14 protein-coding genes are annotated in these 18,012 nt (G+C 76.5%); 6 read left to right on the top strand and 8 right to left on the bottom strand.

The features are described 5' to 3' along the window. Nucleotides 1-47: 47 nt before the first annotated feature. The 4 genes from MLV88_RS13450 to MLV88_RS13435 form a co-directional block, all read right to left on the bottom strand. Complete coding sequence (locus tag MLV88_RS13450; protein ID WP_242334749.1) at nt 48-665, bottom strand: OmpA family protein; 618 nt, start codon at nt 663-665, stop codon at nt 48-50. Nucleotides 666-794: 129 nt separating this feature from the next. Continuing rightward, on the bottom strand, nt 795-1,751 hold the full coding sequence (locus tag MLV88_RS13445; RefSeq protein WP_242334752.1) for a COX15/CtaA family protein: 957 nt from the start codon (nt 1,749-1,751) through the stop codon (nt 795-797). A gap of 80 nt (nt 1,752-1,831) precedes the next feature. Beyond that, nucleotides 1,832-2,767 (bottom strand): phosphatase PAP2 family protein, encoded by a 936-nt coding sequence (locus MLV88_RS13440; RefSeq protein ID WP_242353011.1) that lies wholly within the window; start codon nt 2,765-2,767, stop codon nt 1,832-1,834. Further along, nucleotides 2,740-3,405 (bottom strand): hypothetical protein, encoded by a 666-nt coding sequence (locus tag MLV88_RS13435; RefSeq protein ID WP_242353009.1) that lies wholly within the window; start codon nt 3,403-3,405, stop codon nt 2,740-2,742. Before MLV88_RS13435 ends, MLV88_RS13440 begins: the two co-directional genes overlap by 28 nt. A gap of 168 nt (nt 3,406-3,573) precedes the next feature. Here MLV88_RS13435 and MLV88_RS13430 point away from each other — a divergent pair, with 168 nt between their 5' ends. Continuing rightward, nucleotides 3,574-4,236, top strand: a complete 663-nt coding sequence (locus tag MLV88_RS13430; RefSeq protein ID WP_242334761.1) for a hypothetical protein — start codon at nt 3,574-3,576, stop codon at nt 4,234-4,236. Nucleotides 4,237-4,352: 116 nt separating this feature from the next. Here MLV88_RS13430 and MLV88_RS13425 read toward each other — a convergent pair whose 3' ends face one another. From MLV88_RS13425 to MLV88_RS13415, 3 genes are all read right to left on the bottom strand, one after another. Next, on the bottom strand, nt 4,353-6,632 hold the full coding sequence (locus MLV88_RS13425; protein WP_242360540.1) for a response regulator: 2,280 nt from the start codon (nt 6,630-6,632) through the stop codon (nt 4,353-4,355). Between the two features lie 294 nt (nt 6,633-6,926). Further along, nucleotides 6,927-7,409: a Csu type fimbrial protein gene (locus MLV88_RS13420; protein WP_242334767.1), complete on the bottom strand. Its 483-nt coding sequence runs from the start codon at nt 7,407-7,409 to the stop codon at nt 6,927-6,929. A 171-nt stretch (nt 7,410-7,580) separates the two neighbouring features. Next, on the bottom strand, nt 7,581-8,003 hold the full coding sequence (locus MLV88_RS13415) for a Csu type fimbrial protein (RefSeq protein WP_242353007.1): 423 nt from the start codon (nt 8,001-8,003) through the stop codon (nt 7,581-7,583). A gap of 125 nt (nt 8,004-8,128) precedes the next feature. On the opposite strand from MLV88_RS13415, the gene MLV88_RS13410 reads away from it, so the two are divergent. After that, complete coding sequence (locus tag MLV88_RS13410) at nt 8,129-8,875, top strand: fimbrial biogenesis chaperone (protein WP_242334773.1); 747 nt, start codon at nt 8,129-8,131, stop codon at nt 8,873-8,875. After that, nucleotides 8,865-11,384, top strand: a complete 2,520-nt coding sequence (locus MLV88_RS13405) for a fimbria/pilus outer membrane usher protein (protein ID WP_242334776.1) — start codon at nt 8,865-8,867, stop codon at nt 11,382-11,384. The genes MLV88_RS13410 and MLV88_RS13405 overlap by 11 nt, the downstream gene beginning before the upstream one ends. Before the next feature lie 62 nt (nt 11,385-11,446). Here MLV88_RS13405 and MLV88_RS13400 read toward each other — a convergent pair whose 3' ends face one another. Continuing rightward, on the bottom strand, nt 11,447-12,265 hold the full coding sequence (locus MLV88_RS13400) for a YwiC-like family protein (protein WP_242334779.1): 819 nt from the start codon (nt 12,263-12,265) through the stop codon (nt 11,447-11,449). A 185-nt stretch (nt 12,266-12,450) separates the two neighbouring features. On the opposite strand from MLV88_RS13400, the gene MLV88_RS13395 reads away from it, so the two are divergent. The 3 genes from MLV88_RS13395 to MLV88_RS13385 all read left to right on the top strand — a co-directional run bounded on the left by MLV88_RS13395 (nt 12,451) and on the right by MLV88_RS13385 (nt 18,006). Beyond that, nucleotides 12,451-13,014, top strand: coding sequence for a TMEM165/GDT1 family protein (locus tag MLV88_RS13395; protein WP_242334782.1), 564 nt, complete (start codon nt 12,451-12,453; stop codon nt 13,012-13,014). A gap of 158 nt (nt 13,015-13,172) precedes the next feature. After that, nucleotides 13,173-13,814 carry an MgtC/SapB family protein gene (locus MLV88_RS13390; RefSeq protein ID WP_243337679.1) on the top strand — a complete coding sequence of 214 codons (642 nt, stop codon included), beginning with the start codon at nt 13,173-13,175 and terminating at the stop codon, nt 13,812-13,814. 64 nt (nt 13,815-13,878) lie between these two features. After that, complete coding sequence (locus tag MLV88_RS13385) at nt 13,879-18,006, top strand: DUF3857 domain-containing protein (RefSeq protein ID WP_243337677.1); 4,128 nt, start codon at nt 13,879-13,881, stop codon at nt 18,004-18,006. Nucleotides 18,007-18,012: the final 6 nt, after the last annotated feature.

Genomic DNA, 18,012 nt, shown 5'->3' with positions numbered 1-18,012 from the left:
TCGACGGCGGTCAGCCGTCGACGGGGCGGGGGACGCAGTCCCCCGCTCTAACTGGGATTCGGCACGTCGATGTGCACCTCGACCCGGCGGTTCTTCGCCCGGCCTTCCTTCGTGGCGTTGTCGGCGATCGGCTTCGACTCGCCGTATCCAGCGACCGAGATCTGCTCCTCGCGGACGCCCCGCGACACGAGCACGGTGCGGACGGAGTCCGCGCGCTTGCGGGAGAGCGTCTCGTTGAGCGAGTCGGAGCCGGACGAGTCGGTGTGGCCCTCGATCTGGATGCGGTCGTCCGCGTACTTCGCGAGGATGTCGCCCACCTGCGTGAGCTGCGTGACCGCCTCGGCCTTGAGGTCGGCGCTGTTCGTGTCGAACAGGATGTCGTTCTTCATGTTCACGAGGATCCCGTTCTCGGTGCGCTTCGCCTCGGCGACCTTCTCGAGCTCCTTGTGCTGCTTGTCGAGGTAGAGCCCGACCGAGCCGCCGGCCAACGCGCCGACGCCCGCGCCGATGAGCGCGCCCTTCTTGCCGCCCGCCAGCGCGCCGACGCCCGCGCCAAGGAGGGCGCCCGCGCCGCCGCCGATGGCCGTGCGCTTGCCGGCGGTGCCGCAGGCGATGAGGGTGACGAGCGTCGCAAGCGCGACGACCCGAGTGGTCCGAACGTGCATTTCAATTTCTCCTGGTTCTCCGTGCGACCGAGCCAGCGCTCGGGACGAGCGCAGCCCCCCGGCCGCACGCACGAGGCGCGGCATTGTACCCGGTCGCCTACGAGGACGTAACGGGGAGCCTGGCAGCGGCTAGCCGCGCAGCCCGGCGGGCAGGGCGGCAGGCGTCTCGCTCGGGACCTCCACCCGCCCCGGGGCGAGGCTGGCCGCCGCGAGGAGGACGAGCGCGACCCAGACGAGGTCGGCGAGCAGGAGGTGCAGGAGCTGCAGCGGGACCGGCGCGGCGAGCACGAGGTTCACGACGCCCGCGAGGAGCTCGGCGCCCACGAGCGCGATGAGGCCCAGCGCGGCCCGGCGGACGCGCGCGTCGGGGCGGAGCCGGAGGGCGAGCCGCGCCACGAGGAGCAGCACCGCGGCAGTGGCGATCGCCGCGAACGGGTGAAGGACGCGCAGGCGCAGCAGCACGTGCGCCTCGGTGGAGAGCTCCTGGCGCAGGCCCTCCGCGAAGCTCGTGGCCGGGAAGAGCGTGTCCCCGAGGGCGGCCACCGCCCCGGTCACGCCGGCGATGAGCACCGACGCGAACCCGAGCCACAGGCCGCCCGCGAGCGCCCCGCGCCCCGCGAAGCGCATCCCGCCGGGCTGCGCGCTCCAGTCCGCGGTGAGCGCCAGCGCGCCGAGCAGGAGGAACGTGTTCGTGAGGTGCACGCCCATCACCCAGCCGCGCGCGAAGGAGGTGTCCTTCGCCACCCAGCCGAAGAGGACGAGCCCCGCGCCGACGAGCGCCTCGAGGATCATGAGGCCGAGCGACGCCCACGCCGCCTTGCGGGTCGGATGGCCCGCGGGGAACGCACGGACGGCCGCGACGACGAGCGCCACGACGAGGAGCAGCGCCAGGCCGCTCATCGCGCGGTGGGTGAACTCGATGACGGTCTCGACCGCCGGGGCGCGCGGCACCACCTGGCCGTTGCACATCGGCCAGTGCTTGCCGCAGCCCGCGCCCGACCCGGTCGCGCGCACGAAGGCACCCCAGGCGACGACGAGCAGGTTGTAGGTGAGGACCGCCCAGGCGAACCGCGTGAACGAGCGCATGCGGGAGAGAAAGCATCGGCCCCGGCGCGGATCAACGGCATGACGTCGCGGCCCCCACCGGGGGGCGGGAGGGGCTCCGGTCAGTCGCGGACGACGAGCGCGAGCCCCGCACCGCCGGGGACGGCGAGCGGCACGACCGAGGCTCGCGGAGCGCGGATCGCGCGCCCGTCGGCGTCGAGCGGCGAGGCGCGGTGCCGGACCACCCACCTCCCCACGTAGAAGCCCATCGCCGAGCCCCACAGCGAGTCCGACAGGAAGTGGCGGTGGTCGATGACGTGGAACGCGACCAGCGTGGTCGTGGCGCCGTACCCGAGCACCTGCACCCAGACCGGCGGCCGGAAGTACGAAAGGCCCGCGGTGGCGAGGCTGAAGAGCGTCGCGGCGTGGCCCGACGGCGTGCCCGCAGGGTAGACGCGCAGCGCGTTCGCGGGGCCCTTGATGTCGCCGCTCTGGTCGCCGTCCCAGGGGCCGTCGCGCCCGAGCGCGAACTTGAGGGTGAGGTGGTAGACCTGCGAGACCGCGAGCGCCTCGCCCATGAGCGAGCAGCCCTGCGCGACCCGCTGGTCGCCGTGCGCTACCGCCCACCCCCAGGTCCCGAGCCCGCCGGCCGCGATCCCTGCCCAGAGGGTCGGCTGCATCCACTCCGTCCAGACGGTGGGCAGGCGCGAGTCGAGCTCCCGGTGAATCCAGCGATCGAGCCGCGCGTCGGCCGGGTCGTGGAGCGGGAACATCAGCGCGCCGACCGCGCCCGACCAGAGGGCGAGCTGCCCGAAGTCGCCCGCGCTCCAGCGCGGCGCGTTCGCGGGGATCGCGACGACGTCGTGGAGGACCCGCTGCAGGACGGGCATCTCGGCCCAGCGGAAGCGCGGGCCGAGGTACACGCCCTCGTCCTCGCCGGCGAGGGAGCCCGCGGGCGCCCCCGCGGCCAGCACGAGCGAGAGGACGACCGCGAGGCGCCCGATGGCGGCCGCCCCGCGGCGCGACGCGATCACTGGCAGGTCGGGGTCCCGGAGCACGTCAGGCCGGTGTCGCTGAAGCAGGCGTCGAACGTGACGCCGGGGCACGCCTTGGCCGTGAACGGCCCGCGCAAAAAGCCCCCCTGCTGGTCCGAGAACGTGACGTCGATCTCGCCCACGAGCTCCGTCGCGCCGACGGAGTCGATCCGGATCGTGCCCGTGGCGCTCGGCGGCGTGCCCGGGACGCACTGCGCGTCCGTCTTCTGCGCGGGGAGCAGCGCGGCGCGGATGGGACCGGACACGTTCGCGGCGATCGCCGGCACGGCCTCGTCGAGCGTCGCGTAGACCGCGTACGAGCCCGCGTCGAGCGCCGGGGCCTGCGCCGTCGCCGGGACCTGGGCGTGCGCCAGCAGCCCCGCGACGAACGTGAAGTCCTTGCGGCCGTGGCACGGGTCCGCGAGGGCGCATGCGCCCGCCTGCGGCGAGAACGCGATCAGCGCGTCGCCGATGCCGTAGGTGATCGGCACCCCGGGGAACGTACAGCTCGCCGACTGCTGCGGGCCCGCGAACACGACCTCCGCCGGGTCGAACGTCTGGCCGAACAGCTTCCCGGTCAGCGCCGGGCCCTTCTTGTCGTTGCCGCCGTCGCCGCAGGCCGTGAGGACGAGCGCGACGGAGAGTGCGAGGAGCTTCTTCATGGCGACCTCGGGATGGCGACCGCGTGCGAATCTTCCACCGTCGAGGAGCGCACCACCGCACGGACCTTGCGTCAACGTGCCGTTTCGAGGTCTCCCGCTCGGGTCGCGCTGCCGTGCGGGAGCGGCGCCGCTCCGCGGCGGCGCTATGCGTTCACCCGGAGGCCGATCATGCGCGTCCCTCATGCGCTCGCGGCGCTCGCGGCGGCTGCGCTCACGGGGTGCCCCGACAACGTGAAGACGCCGTTCGACCCGGCGGCCGGCTACCAGCCGATCGAGCCTTCCACCGCCGCCTTTCCGCCGCCGGACGGAGGCGACCCGCACCCCGAGGCCATCCAGATCGTGTCCGGCTGGCGCGAGGGCCGGCTCGCCTTCGCGCACGGCGCGGCCTACCTGCACGCGTCCGTGCCGCAGGTGCTCGAGGCGCTGCGCGACCCGCGCGTGAGCCGCATCCACGGCACGGACAGCTGGTACGCGACGGCGGACGTGGAGCCCGACTACCCCATCTCGTTCTCGATCCGCTACGCGGCGGGCCCGGCCATCTACAAGGGGCGGTGGACGATCGTGTACCGCGGCGGCCCGCTCCTCGGCACGCTGGAGGCGCCCGAGCAGATCGGGTTCCGCTACCAGAAGGTCGAGGGGATCGAGGACATCCGCGTGCAGTCGGGCTCGCTCGTCGCGTACGCCGTGGGTGACGGGGTCAGCGCCCTCGAGTTCGTCTGCCATCTCGACACCTCGAGCCGCGCCGACCAGGGGCCCGACGACGTGTACGGGACGGTGAACGACTGGTGGGTGGACCTCCGCGCCAAGGTCCGCGGCGAGCCGGTCCCCTGAGCTCGCCGCAGGCGCGCGGGCCGGCCGGAGGGGTCGCGGCCACCAGGACGCGCGGAGCTGGCCGGCGTCGAGCTGCGCGCTGCGGGCGCCAGCCCTCGACGTCCCGGAGATGACGCTCAGTCCAGCGTGTCGATGAGGGCGACGAGGTCGTCGATGTCCACCGGCTTCACGAGGTGCGCGCGGAAGCCCGCCTCGGCCGCGCGGCGCCGGTCCTCGGAGCCGCCGTAGCCGGTGAGCGCCACCAGCCGGACCGCCGGCACGAGCTCGCGCAGGCGCCGCGCTACCTCGAACCCGTCGAGCTCGGGGAGCCCGATGTCGACGAGCGCGATCTCCGGAGGCGCGTCGGCGGCGAGGGCGAAGGCGGAGCGCCCGCCGTCGGCCTCGCGCACGGCGTGGCCGCGGCGGCGCAGCAGCTCGCCGAGGGTCTCGCGGATGTCCGCGATGTCCTCGACGATGAGGATGTCGCGCGGGGTCACCGCGCGGGCCTCGGCCGCGGGGGGCACGGACGAGGCCGCCGGCGGCGCGGGCACCGCCGCGCCGGGAGGGAGCGCGGGGAGCCGCACGGTGAACGTCGAGCCGCGGCCGGGGCCGGGGCTCTCCACCCGCACCGTGCCGCCGTGCATCTCGACCAGGCTCTTCACGAGCGAGAGCCCGATGCCGAGGCCGCCGCGGGAGCGGTCCACTCCCTGCTCGGCCTGGACGAAGGGCTCGAAGATGCCGCCGGCGAGCTCGGGCGCGAGGCCGATCCCGTCGTCCTGCACCGAGAGGACGGCGAGGTCCCCCTCGCGCGTGAGCGCGACGCGCAGGTGGCCGCCGGGATCGGTGTACTTCGCGGCGTTCGCGACGAGGTTCTCCACCACCTGCGCGAGGCGGACCGCGTCACCGTCCACCCCGAGCCGCGCCTCGGGCAGGCTCACCACGAGGGCGTGCCGCCGCGACGTGACGAGCTCGTCCACCGTCTGCACCGCCTCCCGCACCACCTGGACGAGGTCGACGGTGTCCTTGCGCAGGCGGACCTTCCCGCTCCGGACCCGCGAGACGTCGAGCAGGTCGTCGACCAGGCGGGACATGTGCCGCACCTGCCGCCCCGCCGCCTGGAGCGCGCGCTCCCGCAGGCGGGCGTCGGCGCCGTACTCCTGGAGGAGTCGCACCGCGTTCGTCACCGGCGCGAGCGGGTTGCGGAGCTCGTGCGCCAGCATCGCGAGGAACTGGTCCTTGCGGCGGTCGGCCTCGCGCAGCTCCGCGTTGCGGCCCTGCAGCTCGGCGATGAGGCGATCGCGCTCGAGCGCCATCCCCACGGCGTAGCCGACGAGCTCGAGGGTGGCGGGGTCGTCCGGGTCGCACGCATCCCGCTCGGCGGAGCCGAAGGCGAGCGTGGCGACCACCTCTCCGCCCGCGAGGCACGGCCGCGCCACGCAGCAAGCGACGCCGAGCACGGCGGCGATCGGCGGCAGCGGCTCTCCGCGCGCCGACACCCACGGGGCGAGCCCGCCCAGGATCGCCTCGGCCGAGTCGAGCGCGGCCAGGAGCCCCGGCTCGGCCGCCCCACCGCCCGCGGCGGCGAGCGTCAGCCGCCCGTCCGGGCCGGCGACGTGCAGCGCCCAGCGCTCGAGCCCGAGGTGCGAGGCCACGCGGTCGCAGATGGCCGGGAGCCGCTCGCGCACGCTCTCGGCCGTGAGCAGATCGCTGCGGACGCTGGAGAGGATCTTGAGCCGCTGGTTCGCGCGGTGGAGCGTCTCCACGAGCCGCCGCTCCCGCTCCATCTCGCGCCGGAGCGCCTCCTCCTCCCAGCGGCGCCGCGCCTCGGCCACGTTCCGCGCGAGCTCGCGCTCCTGCGCCGCGCGGAGGAGCTCCGCGTTGCGGCGCAGGGCCTCGTTCTTCCGGTGCGCCTCGATGAAGAACGCGACCTTCGCGCGGAGCGCCTGCTCCGGCACGGGGGTGGTGAGGAAGTCGACGGCGCCGAGCGAGTAGCCGCGCTCGAGCAGCCGCACGTCGGAGCTCGCGGTGAGGAAGATGATGGGCGTGTGACGCGTCCGCTCGCGCGCGCGCACGAGCTTCGCCATCTCGAGCCCCGACATCCCCGGCAGGTTGACGTCGAGGAGGATGAGCGCGACCTGGCGCCTGAGGAGGATGCGCAGCGCGTCCTCGGCGGTGGAGGCCTCGACGATGCGCGCCCCCGAGCCGGAGAGGAGGGCGCGCGTCACCTCGAGGTTGCGCGGGTCGTCGTCGACCGCGAGCACGTCGATCGGCTGGGCCTCGCCGATCGAGACCGGCCGCTCGGCGTCCGCTCGCGGGCGCTCCGCGCGCGTGGTGTTGCGCTCCGCGGGCGCGCGCGCCGGCGGCTCGGAGCGGTCGCCGTCCGGGTGGTTCGCGGGCGAGGGAGGCAGGTTCTCCATCGTGTCTTCGTGGATATGCGCGGCGAGCCGAGGCCGCGCGTGCCGTGGAAGACGCCACGCGAGGGGGCCCCTCAAATAGATCGGGGAGTTGCCGTAGAGAAGTGCCCCCGCCGGGGCGGCGGCGAACTGGCGGCGTTCTGGCTCGACGATCTCCGGACGTCCGCCGCCGTTCGATCGACCGCGCACGGCGGTCCCGGGCCCCGCGTCGAGCTCGCGCCCAGAAAACGAAAAACCCGGGACCATCGAGGTCCCGGGTGTCCCCCTCCGCGCCGGACGCTGCCGGCGTGAGTGCGCCTAGTAGTTCACGGTCACGGTGACCGTGTCGCTGTAGCTCCCGGCGGTGGGGTACTGGCCCGCGGGGATGCGCGCGTAGACGAAGAGCAGGTTGCCGGCCTTGCCCGCCGCGCCCTGGGACGCCGGCATGGCGGCGTTCGTCCAGACGGCCGTGCGGGTCGAGTCGGAGTAGAGCTCGTAGCCGAGCACGTCGCCCGCGCCGGACATCTGGCGCGTCCCCGAGATGCCCGAGGTGCCGTTGTCGAGGCCGACCGTGAAGGAGGTGCCCTTGGTGCAGGTGACGGTGAGCGACCCCTGCGCGTCGAGGTCGACCCCGGCGGTGGGATCGTAGCTCCCGAAGGCGATGTCGCTCGTCGTGACCGAGCACTTCGCGGCCACCTGGGCGGTGACGGCGAAGGTGTTCGTGGCGGTCGCGGCGCGCGCGGCCGTGGAGAGGAGGGCGGCGGCGAGCGCGACGGAGAGGCGGAGGGCGGTGCGGTTCATGGGGCGGGTCCTTGCGTGGGTGGTCGGCGGCGGATCCTGCACGCGCGCCTGGCAATCGCCAGCATATTGCGTTTGCGATGGCGCAGAAGGCCACGATCCCGTGACGCGCAAAAGTGCGCCGAGCACGCCGCTGTGGGTGAACCGGGCACGGGAGCGCACGCGATAGCGCGCTCAGTAATTGATCGTCACGGTGATCGTGTCGTCGTACGCGCCGACGGACACGTCCTGGGCCGCGAACGCCCGCGCGTACACCGCGATCGTCCGGTCGCTCGGAGAGGCCGACGCCCACGTGGACGTGCCGGGAGCTCCGTCGCCCCACACGATCGAGCGGGCCGCGTCGAGGTACAGGTCGTACCGGAGCAGGTCGCCGCCCGGCCCCCGCATCGCGCGCGAGGAGAACGACCCGGACCGTCCCGGCCCGATCGCGATCGTGACGGGCGTCTGCGAGCAGTGCTGCAGGGTGATGGTCCCGGTCGTGTCGAGCGGCACCGTCGAGAAGGGATCGTAGGCGCCGAAGGCGATGGCGCTCGCGACGCTCACGCTGCAGGTGGGCTGGACCGCGGCCGCGTCCCGCGCGCAGAGGACGGCGCCCACCACCGCCGCGGCGAGGGCCGCGCGACGCGCTGCGGTGCGAGCATGTGAGCGCGGCCGTTTCATTGCTGGCGTCGAATTGCGCGTATTAGACTCCGGCGCCGCCCACCCCGCCACTTCACGTGCTCATGCGACCGCTCCTCCGTGCCGCCCGCGCCCTCCTCGTCCTCGCCGCGCTCGCGGCCGGGGCCGCCCGCGCCGGCGACCTCGACGTCACGCCGGTGAACGTGGAGCTGTCCGGCGGCGCCCGCACCGCGCTCATGTCGCTGCGGAACCGCGGCGGCGCCCCGGCGCGCTACCAGATCCGCGCGTTCCGCTGGGCGCAGAAGCCCGACGGGGCGATGGACCTGTCCCCCACGCGCGAGCTCGCCGTCTTCCCGCCGCTCCTCGAGCTCGGGGCGGGAGAGGCGCGCTCACTGCGCATCGGGACCGACGCTGCGCCGGCCGCGACCGAGCGCACCTGGCGCATCTTCATCGAGGAGCTGCCGCAGGCCGAGACCGCGGAGGACGCCGCGCGCGTGAAGGTGCTGACCCGCGTCGGCGTGCCCGTCTTCCTCGTCCCGGCCGCACGCGTCGAGCGCGGTGAGCTCGCGTTCCTCGGTCGCGACGGCACGCACGTCCGCTTCGCGCTGCGCAACCCCGGGACGGTCCGCCTGCGGCCGAGCGCGGTGACGCTCGCGCTCGTCGCGGCCGACGGCGCGCGGGTGCTCGAGAGATCGCTCGAGGCCTGGTACGTGCTCGCGGGCGGCGAGCGCGTCTACGAGGTCGCGGTCCCGCCGGAGGCGTGCGCGCGCGCCGCCAGCGTCGTCGTCTCGGCCGCGCTGGCGCGCGGCGCGATCGAGGCGCGCGCTCCGGGCGCGTGCCGTGATCCGTAAGAAGCTCGCCCGCGCGCTCGCGCTCGTCGCCGCCGCGGCCGCCGCGGCGGCGTTGGCCACGACATCGACCCCGACCTCGACGAAGACCGCGGCCCCGATCTCGACGTCCACCCCGACCCCGACCGCGACCCCGACCCCGACCCCGACCCCGAACCCGGCGCCGCCTTCGACCGCGACCCCGACCGCGGCCCTCCCCCTCGCGAGCGCGGAGCAGCTCGACCTCACCTCGCCACCCGCCGCGGCGGCACCTCGCGACCTCTCGGCCGCCGAGGGCGACCTTCGCCCCGCCTTCCTCCAGCTCTTCGTGAACGGGGGGCCGGCCGACACCGCCCTCGTCCTCGTGGCGCCGCAGGACATCTGGATCGCGCCCGCCGACCTCGTGCGCGCGGGCCTGGCCGGCTTCGGCGGCGCCCGCCGCGAGCTCGACGGCCGCACGCTCGTGTCGCTCCGCTCGCTCGCGCCCGGGGTGCGCTTCGATCTCGACGAGCGCGCGCTCGCGATCCGGCTCGAGGCCGCCCCATCGCTCCTCGGCCACGGCGCGCTCGACCTGCGCGCGTCGAGCCGCCCCGCCGGGCTGGAGACGGGGGACGCCCCGAGCGCGTTCCTCAACTACGCGGGGCGCGCCACCACCCAGGAGGACGTGTCCGGGTTCCTCGAGGCGGGCGTCTCGCACGGTTCGGCGCTCCTCGCCGGCTCGGTCTCGGCGACCCGGGCGGCGGGCGCGGTGCGCGGGCTCACGACCCTCACGATCGACCGCCCGGCGCGGCTCCTCCGCCTGACCGCCGGCGACGCGGCGATCCCCCCCGACGCGCTCTCCGGCGCGCCGCTCGTGGGCGGCGTCGGCCTCGCGCGCGAGCTGTCGCTCGATCCGTACCTCGCGCGGACGCCGCTCCCCGGCGCCACCGCCTTCGCCGCCACGCCCTCCACCATCGACGTCTACGTGAACGGCGCGCTCGCGCGCACGCTCACGGTCGCGCCGGGCACCTACGACCTCTCGAACCTGCCCGTCAGCACTGGGGCGAACGACGTCCGGATCGTGGTGCGCGACGCCTTCGGGCGCACGCAGGCGATCGAGGCGGCGCACTACCAGGCGCAGGGCCTGCTCGCCCCCGGGCTCGACGAGCCCGGCCTGTGGGTCGGCGCGGTGCGCGAGCGCTTCGGCACGGAGAGCTTCGCCTACGGCGATCCCATCCTCGTCGCGCGGGAGCGGCGCGGCTTCACGCGCGCGTTCACCGGCGGCGCGCGGCTGGAGCTCGGCCCGCGCGTGCAGCAGGGCGGCGCCTCCGCCGCGCTCGGCGTCGGCTCGAGCGAGCTCGAGCTCGCGGGCGCCGCGAGCGCGGACGAGGGCACGCCCGGGGCCGCCGCGTTCCTCGCCTGGCGCCACGTCGCGCGCCGCTTCGCGCTGGGCGCGGACGCCTCGCTCCTCTCCACCCGGTACGCGAACTCGACGCTCTCGGCCGCCGCCGACCGCGCCCTGTGGCGCGCCGGCGCGTACGCCACGGCGCCGCTCGGCCGGGGAGCGAGCCTGCAGCTCCAGTACGTCGGCGCGGAGCAGCGCGACGCGGGGGCGAGCCACCGCGTGGATGTGCGCACCTCCCTGCGCGTGCGCGCGGGCGCGTGGCTCCTCCTCTCCGCCTCGGTCACGAGGGATCGCGCCGCGGAGGCGGCCGGCGCGGTGTTCGCGCAGCTCGTCCTCTCCGCGCCGGGCGGGGGGACCCTCGACGCGGGCGTCCGCTCGAGCCGCGCCGGCGCGAGCGCGAGCACGGGCCTGTCGCGCTCGGTCCCGGTCGGCCCGGGCGTCGGCTACCAGCTCCGCGCCGACTCCGCCGCCGGCGGGGCGGTGAGCGGCCTCCTGCAGGCGCAGCCCGAGTTCGGTCACTACGAGCTCGGCTACGCCCGCGTGGACGGGAGCGAGGCCGGGTCCGCGTCCGCCTCGGGCGCGCTCGTGCTCGTCGGTGGCCGGCTCTTCGCCACCCGCCCCGTCGAGCAGGGCTTCGCGCTCGTGCGCGTCCCGGGCGTCGGCGGCGTCCGCGCCTACCTCGACCGGCGCCCGGTCGGGCGCACCGACGGGCGGGGCGACCTGCTCGTCCCGGGGCTCCTGCCGTACTACGGCAACCGCCTCGGGATCGAGGACGCGGACGTGCCGCAGAGCTACCGCGTCGGCCTCACGGAGCGGCTCGTCGCGGCGCGGCCGCGCGGCGCGGCGCTGGTGCGCTTCGACGTCACCCGGCTGCGCGCCGTCGAGGGGTGGCTCCGGATCGCGCGGCGCGATCGCGCCGACGTGCCCGCCTACGGGACGTTCGAGGTGGACGTCGCCGGCGGCACGCGCCGCTCGCCGGTCGGCGCCGACGGCGCCTTCTGGCTCGAGGACGTCCCGGCCGGCGCGCACGCCGCGCGGATCTACTGGAAGGGCGAGCTGTGCGAGCTGCCGCTCGAGATCCCGGACAGCGGCACGGGCGTGCTCGAGCTCGGCACGATCACCTGCGGCGCGCGCGAGCCGATGCTCTGACGCGTCGGATCATTGCACCGCCGGAACCCGGTCGCGCCGGGGCAGGACCGTGAGCTCCCTCGCTACCGGAGCCCCGCGACGAGGATCACGAGCGTCACCGCCGAGGAGCCGACGATCGCCCAGCCGAGCGGGCGCAGCCGCTTCGGCGAGAACCGCGCGAGGCTGATCACGATCGAGAGGAGCGCGGTCGGCAAGGTCGCCCAGGCGAGCGCGGCGGGGAGCCCGGCGGCGGAGAGCAGCACGGCCACACCGGCGAGCGCCGCGGCGAGCGCGGCGTGGAGCCTCCCCGGATCCTCCGCGCCCTTCGAGCGGGCGCGGGCGAGGATGACCCGCACGCCGAGGGTCGCCGCCGCGAAGGCGAGGATCCAGGCGAGCGCGGCGGCGAGCGCGTCGTCCGCGGGCGCGTGGCCGGCGAGGGCGACGGCCCAGCCGGCCGAGGAGAGCGCGGCGGCCACGACGATCTCGCCGAGCGTCGTCTTCTCGAGCCGCCTCCAGACGAGGAGCGCCACGACGAGCGCGAGCACCGCCGGGAGCAGGAGCGCGGCGCGGGCCGACGCGGGCGCGAGCGCGATGCCGATCGCGCCGGTGACGGCGGCGAGGCCCCCCGTGACGGCGAGCCAGCGCCGCGCGCGCCCGCCCTCCTCCTCCGCGACGCGCCGCCCGCGCTGGCCGAGCAGGACCAGGAGCGGCTCGTGCGCGATGAACGCGAGGACCACCGCCGCCGTGAGCGCGGCGGGCGCGAGGCCGGGCCGCCCGATCGCGAGCGCGGTGAGGAGCGGCATCGCGAGCTGACCCCAGGCGCCGTGCTCGTGCGGGAGCATCGAGCGGGGCGGAGCGGCGGGGCGGGCGGGCGGGCGCTGGACGGTCGCGGTCGAGTTCATCACGTGGAGTGCCTTGAGCAAGTTGCCGGCCAGGCCCGAAGACGGCGGATGTTCGAGGGTTTACCTCGCCTCTGCCCCGCGCCGCCACCGGTCCGGCGTTGCCCCGCGCACCGATGGACCGGTGTTCGTTGACCGAGCTTCCCTCGTCGGGTATCGGTTCGCCCCCGCTCGAGGGCCCGCCCGCCGTGCAAGCCATCCTCAGCTCCTTCCTCCTCGTCGCCGTGAGCGAGATGGGCGACAAGACCCAGCTCCTCGCGTTCTCGCTCGCCACGCGATTCCGCAAGCCGTGGCCGGTGATGGCCGGCATCCTCGTCGCGACGGTCGCGAACCACGCGCTCGCGTCCTCGGTCGGCGCGTGGATCTCCGCCAACGTGCCCGCCCACGTGCTCGCGGGGATCCTGGCCGCGACCTTCATCGCCTTCGGGGTGTGGACGCTCCGGCCGGACACCCTCGACGAGGCGAGCGGGCCGGAGCGGTTCGGCGCCTTCCTCACCACCACGGTCCTCTTCTTCCTCGCGGAGATGGGCGACAAGACCCAGCTCGCGACGGTCGCGCTCGCGGCCCGCTACGAGTCTGTAGTCCGCGTGACGATCGGCACCACGCTCGGCATGCTGGCCGCGGACGGCCTCGCGGTGTTCCTGGGCGAGCGGGTGGCGGACCAGGTCTCGTCGCGCAAGATGCGGTGGGCGGCCGCGTCGCTGTTCTTCCTGTTCGGCGCGCTCTCGCTCGTGGCGGCCTTCCGCTCCTGACCGCGCGCCCCGTCCGGCGCCGACGCCGCGGGCGCGTGGGGTGGATGATGAGGGGACCATGGCGCCCGCGCTCTCCGAGGTCCTCTCCGCCGTGCCCCTCGACGTGCTCGTCTCCCGCGCCTCACGGCGACGCCCTCGCCCACCTGCTCGCGGCGCTCGTGGCGGGCGGCGCCATCGGCATGGAGCGCAGCTACCACGGCCGGCCGGCCGGGTTCCGCACCCACGCGCTCGTGTGCCTCGCGGCGAGCCTCCTCATGCTCGTCACCGTCTACCAGGCGGAGTGGTTCCCCGGCGCGCCCGAGACGGTTCGGGTCGATCCCACCCGCATGGCGCAAGGGATCATGACCGGCATCGGCTTCCTCGGCGCGGGCGTGATCTTCAAGGAGGGGCTCACCGTCCGCGGCCTCACCACGGCGGCGTCCATCTGGATCACCTCGGCCATCGGCGTGCTCACCGGGACCGGCCAGTACGTGCCGGCGCTCTACGCGACGCTCCTCACGCTCGGCGTGCTCAGCCTCTTCCGCTGGATCGAGGCGCGGGCGCCGGCCCACAAGTTCGCGCACCACCGGATCCGCTTCGATCGCGGCGACGCGATGGGGGAGGACGCCGTGCGCGCTTTGCTCGCGGAGAACGGGTTCGCGCTGGCCGGCCTCTCCTACGCGCTGGCGAACGAGGGCCGGTCCTTCGAGTACCAGATGACGATCAGCACTCACGACGAGCGGAACTTCGGGCGACTCGCCCGGGCGCTCGACGGGCTGCCCCAGGTGCGCGAGTTCCGGATCTCGCCCTCCGGCGACTGATCGCGCGGCGCCAGGTCGGCAGACGTCGCTGGCGGCCCGCCCGGCTCTCCTCCAGAATGCGGCGGTGCCTACCCACCTCCGCTTCCTGCTCGCGCTCGCCGCGGCGCTCCTCTCCGTGCGCGCGGCGCGCGCCGCCGCCCCCTGGGAGGGCGCGCCGCTCTCCGCCGACCCCGCCGCGGTGCGGGCCGCCGCCGACGCGCTCCCGCCGCCCGGCGGCGCGCCGCTCGACGTGCTCCTCGAGGAGGCGATCTACCGGCTCGACGCGCAGGGCGCCGCGGCGCAGACCTACCGCCTCGTCTACCGCCCCATGAGCGGCGAGGCCGCGCGCGCGTCCGCCCGCGTCGAGCGAGCCTGGGCGCCCTGGAGCGAGAGCCGGCCGGAGATCCGCGCGCGCGTCGTCGCGCCCGACGGCGTCTTCACGCTCGATCCGGCCGCCCTCGCCGAGGGGCCCGTCGAGGATCCCGGCGCCCCGCCCTCCAAGCGGCGCGAGCTCTCCGGGACGATCCCCGGCGTCCGGCCGGGCGCCGTCGTCGAGCAGGTCACGACCGTGCGCGAGACCTCGCTCGCCGCCGGCGGCACGGTCCAGCGCTTCGGCCTGGGCAGGGCCTCTTCCGCGCGGCTCGTGCGCGTCCGCATCGAGGCGCCCGCCGCGCTGCCGGTCCGCTTCGTCGTCCGCGGCGTCGAGCTCGCGCCCGTCGAGACGGTCGCGAACGGGATCCGGACGCTCGTCTTCGAGCGCCGCGACGCGAGCGGGACGCCGCCACGCGACCCCGGCGCGCCGCCGGAGCTCGCGCCCGCGCCGTACCTCGCGTTCGCGGCGGGGCAGTCCTGGGCCGACGTCGCCGGCCGCGTGCGAGCGATCTTCGAGGGCGCGATCGCGGGCGCGGACCTCCGCGCCGAGGCGCGCGCCGCGCTGGGCGCGGGGCGGCCGAAGCGCGAGGAGGCGGTGCGCCGGATCGCGGCGTTCCTGCGCCCCCGCGTGCGCGCGACCGGGGTGCCGGTGGACGAGGCGCCGCTCGCGCCGGGGAAGCCGGCGGAGGTGCTCGCGCGCGGCGAGGGCGACGCGAAGGACCTCGCCGCGCTGTACGTCGCCCTCCTGCGCGCCGCCGGCCTCGAGGCCGAGGTCGCCCTCACCTCGGGCGAGTGGGGCGACCCGCCGCGCGAGGTCCCCGGGCTCGGCGTCTTCGATCGCGCCCTCGTCCACGTGGGCGGCAAGGGCGCGGCGATCTGGATCGACCCGGCCTCGCCCCGGCTCCCGCCGGGGACGCTGCCGCTCGAGCTGCAGGGCAAGCTCGCGCTCGTCGTCGCGCGCAAGACGCGCGACCTCGTCCGGACGCCTGCGTCGGGCCCCGCGGACAACGCCGCGCTCACCGTGCGGGAGCTTCACCTCGCGGAGCTCGGGCGCGGCCGCGTGGTCGAGACCCGCGAGCTCTCGGGGGCGCTCGCCTCGAGCGAGCGCGAGTTCCGGGCGCGGATCCCCGCCGACCACCGCGATCGCATCGACGAGCGGTACGCGCGGGAGGTGCTGCGCGCCGGCACGTTCCTCGGCGCGGAGGTGCAGCACCTCGACGATCCCGCCGCGAAGCTCGCCGTCCGCGTCGAGGCGGACGAGAGCGCGCTCGCGGAGACCGGCGACGACGACGCGCTCGTGCCGGTCGGCGCCGCGCCGGTGCTCGAGCCGCTCCCGGCGTTCCTGACCCAGGCGCGCGAGGGAGAGGCAGAGCCCGCGCCGCGCCGCGACGACCTGGCCCTCGCGCTGCCGTACCGCTGGGAGCTCCGCTACCGCGTCTTCCCGCCGGACGGCTTCCGGGCGCGCCGGCTCCCGGAGGACGCCATCGAGCGCTTCGGGCCCGCCACGCTCACGCGCCGCTTCTCCGCGGGGAAGGACGGCACGGTCACCGCCACCTACGTGTTCGACACCGGCGGCCGCCGCCTCGGCGCGGCCGACGCCGACGCCCTCGCCGCGCGCGCGCGGTCCCTCGCCGGCGGCGAGCCGGAGCGGATCGCGTTCGAGCGGACCGCCGCGGCGCTCCTCGCGGACGGCCAGGTGAAGGAGGGCCTCGCGGAGCTCCGGCGCCTCGGCGCCGCGCACCCGCGCGAGGCGATGCACCCGCTCCACCTCGCGCTCGCGCTGCTCGAGCTGGGCGATGGTGAGGGCGCGGCGGCGGAGGCGCGCCGCGGCATCGCCCTCGAGCCCGCGCGCGCCTGGGGTCACCGGGTGCTGGGCTGGATCCTGGAGCACGACGCCGTCGGCCGCCGCTTCGGCCACGGCTACGACCGCGCGGGCGCGATCGCCGCCTACCGCCGGGCCGCGGAGCTCGACCCCCGCCACGCCGGGGGGCGCTCCGCCCTCGCGGAGCTCCTCTCGCGCGGCGCCGGGGGAATGTTCCTCGGGACGGGGGCGGACCTCGGCGCCGCCCTCGCGGAGTACGAGGCGCTCCGCGCCGACGCAGGCGCGGGCCCGTACGACGCGGGGCTGCTCGCGGCGCTGCTCGCGGCCGGGCGGCACGCCGACGCCCTCGCGCTCGCGCGCGGGCTCGGCCCTTCCCCCGAGCGGAACGCGATCCTCGTCGCCGCCGCGGCGGTGCTGGGCGGCGCCGGGAAGGCGGAGGCGGAGGCGGACGCGCTCGGCGACGACGGGCGCACCGCGCTCCGCGACGCCGCGGCGCGGCTGGCCCGCGACCGCCGCTACCCGCTCGCGGCGGCGCTCGCGCGGAGCGCCGTCCGCGGCGCGCACGACGCCGACGAGGTGGCGACCTTCGCCGACCTGCTCGCCTCGCTCCGCCCGTGGAAGGAGGTCGCCGCCCAGGGCGACGACGTGGCCCGGCTCGCGAAGGCGGTCGTGGTCACGGCCCTCTCCTCTCCCGACCCCGGCCGCGAGCTCGAGCCGCTCCTCTCCTCGCGCGCCGTCGGGCCCGCCCGCGCGGCGCTCCTCGCCGGCCTGTCCGCGCCGCTCGGCGCGGTCCGCCGCTCGCTGCGCGAGGCGGGCGTCACCTCGGACCTGCTCCTCGACGTCGCCCTCTCCGGCCTCGAGCTCTACCGGGACGGCGATCCCGCGACGGGCGCCCGGATCCGGCTGCGCTTCGCCGCGGCGCCGGGGGAGCACGCGACGTCGCTCTTCGTCGTGCGCGAGGGGGGCGCGCTCCGCCTCCTCGCGTCCGAGACCGCCTGGCCGATCGTCGGCGCCGAGGCCCGCCGCGCCGCGGAGGCGGGCGACGCCGCCCGGGCGGCGCGCTGGCTCGCCTGGGCGCGCGAGGACGTCCCCGGCTCCGCCGGCGAGCCCGGCACGCCCGCCGGCGTCCTCGCGGCGCTCGCCCCGCCCGGCGCGGCGCTCGATGCCGCCCACGCGCGGCTCGCCGCGGCGGCGCTCGCCGCGTTCGCCGACGGCGACCCGGGCGGAGTCGAGATCCTCACCGCCGCCCGCGACGCGCGGGAGCCGGCGGCGCGGCGAGCGGTGCTCGTCGCGCTCGCGCAGGCGCACCGCAACGGCGACCGGCCGGAGGCGGTGCTCTCGGCCGCCGACGCGCTGCTCGCCGAGGCGCCCGCCTCGCACGAGGGGTTCGCGGCGAAGGCCTGGGCCCTCCGGCGGCTCGGGCGCGGCGCGGATCTCTCCCGCGCGGCCGAGGCGATGCTCGCGCGCCTCCCGGACGACGCGGAGGTGCTCGCGCTCGCCTCGAGCTCGCGCCTCCTCCTCGGCGATCGCGACGGTGCCGCGCGCGGGTTCCGGCGGCTCGTCGAGACCGGCCGCGCGACCCCCGTCGTCTACAACGACGGCGCGTGGCTCGAGCTGTTCCGCGGCGGCGCCTCGGCCGAGGCGCTCGCCTGGGCGCGCCGCGCGGTCGAGGGCGCCCCGGGCGACCACGCCGCGCTGAACACCCTCGCGGCCGTGTACGCCGAGCTCGGCCGTCCCGCCGAGGCGCGCGACGTCTTCCTCCGCTCCCTCGACGACGGGCGCCCGCTCGAGGGCTCCGACTGGTTCGTCGCCGGGCGGATCGCCGAGGGCTTCGCGCTCCCCGAGGCGGCGCGCGCGGCGTACGCGCGCGTGCAGCCGGACCTCGTCGACGGCGCGGAGGACCCCTCGGGCGCGCACGTCCTCGCGCGGCGGCGGCTCGCGCTGCTCGGCGGCAAGGGCGCGCCGGCCTCCAGCGCGGGCTCCCCGCCGCGCGGCGAGGGGCGGTCCGGGAAGCGCTGAGGTGCA

Origin of the sequence: Anaeromyxobacter soli, assembly GCF_022808855.1 — a bacterium.
In the GTDB taxonomy this organism is placed as follows: Bacteria; Myxococcota; Myxococcia; order Myxococcales; family Anaeromyxobacteraceae; genus Anaeromyxobacter; species Anaeromyxobacter soli.
Note: the sequence above shows the minus strand (reverse complement) of the source record. Positions and strands in the feature narration are given on the sequence as shown.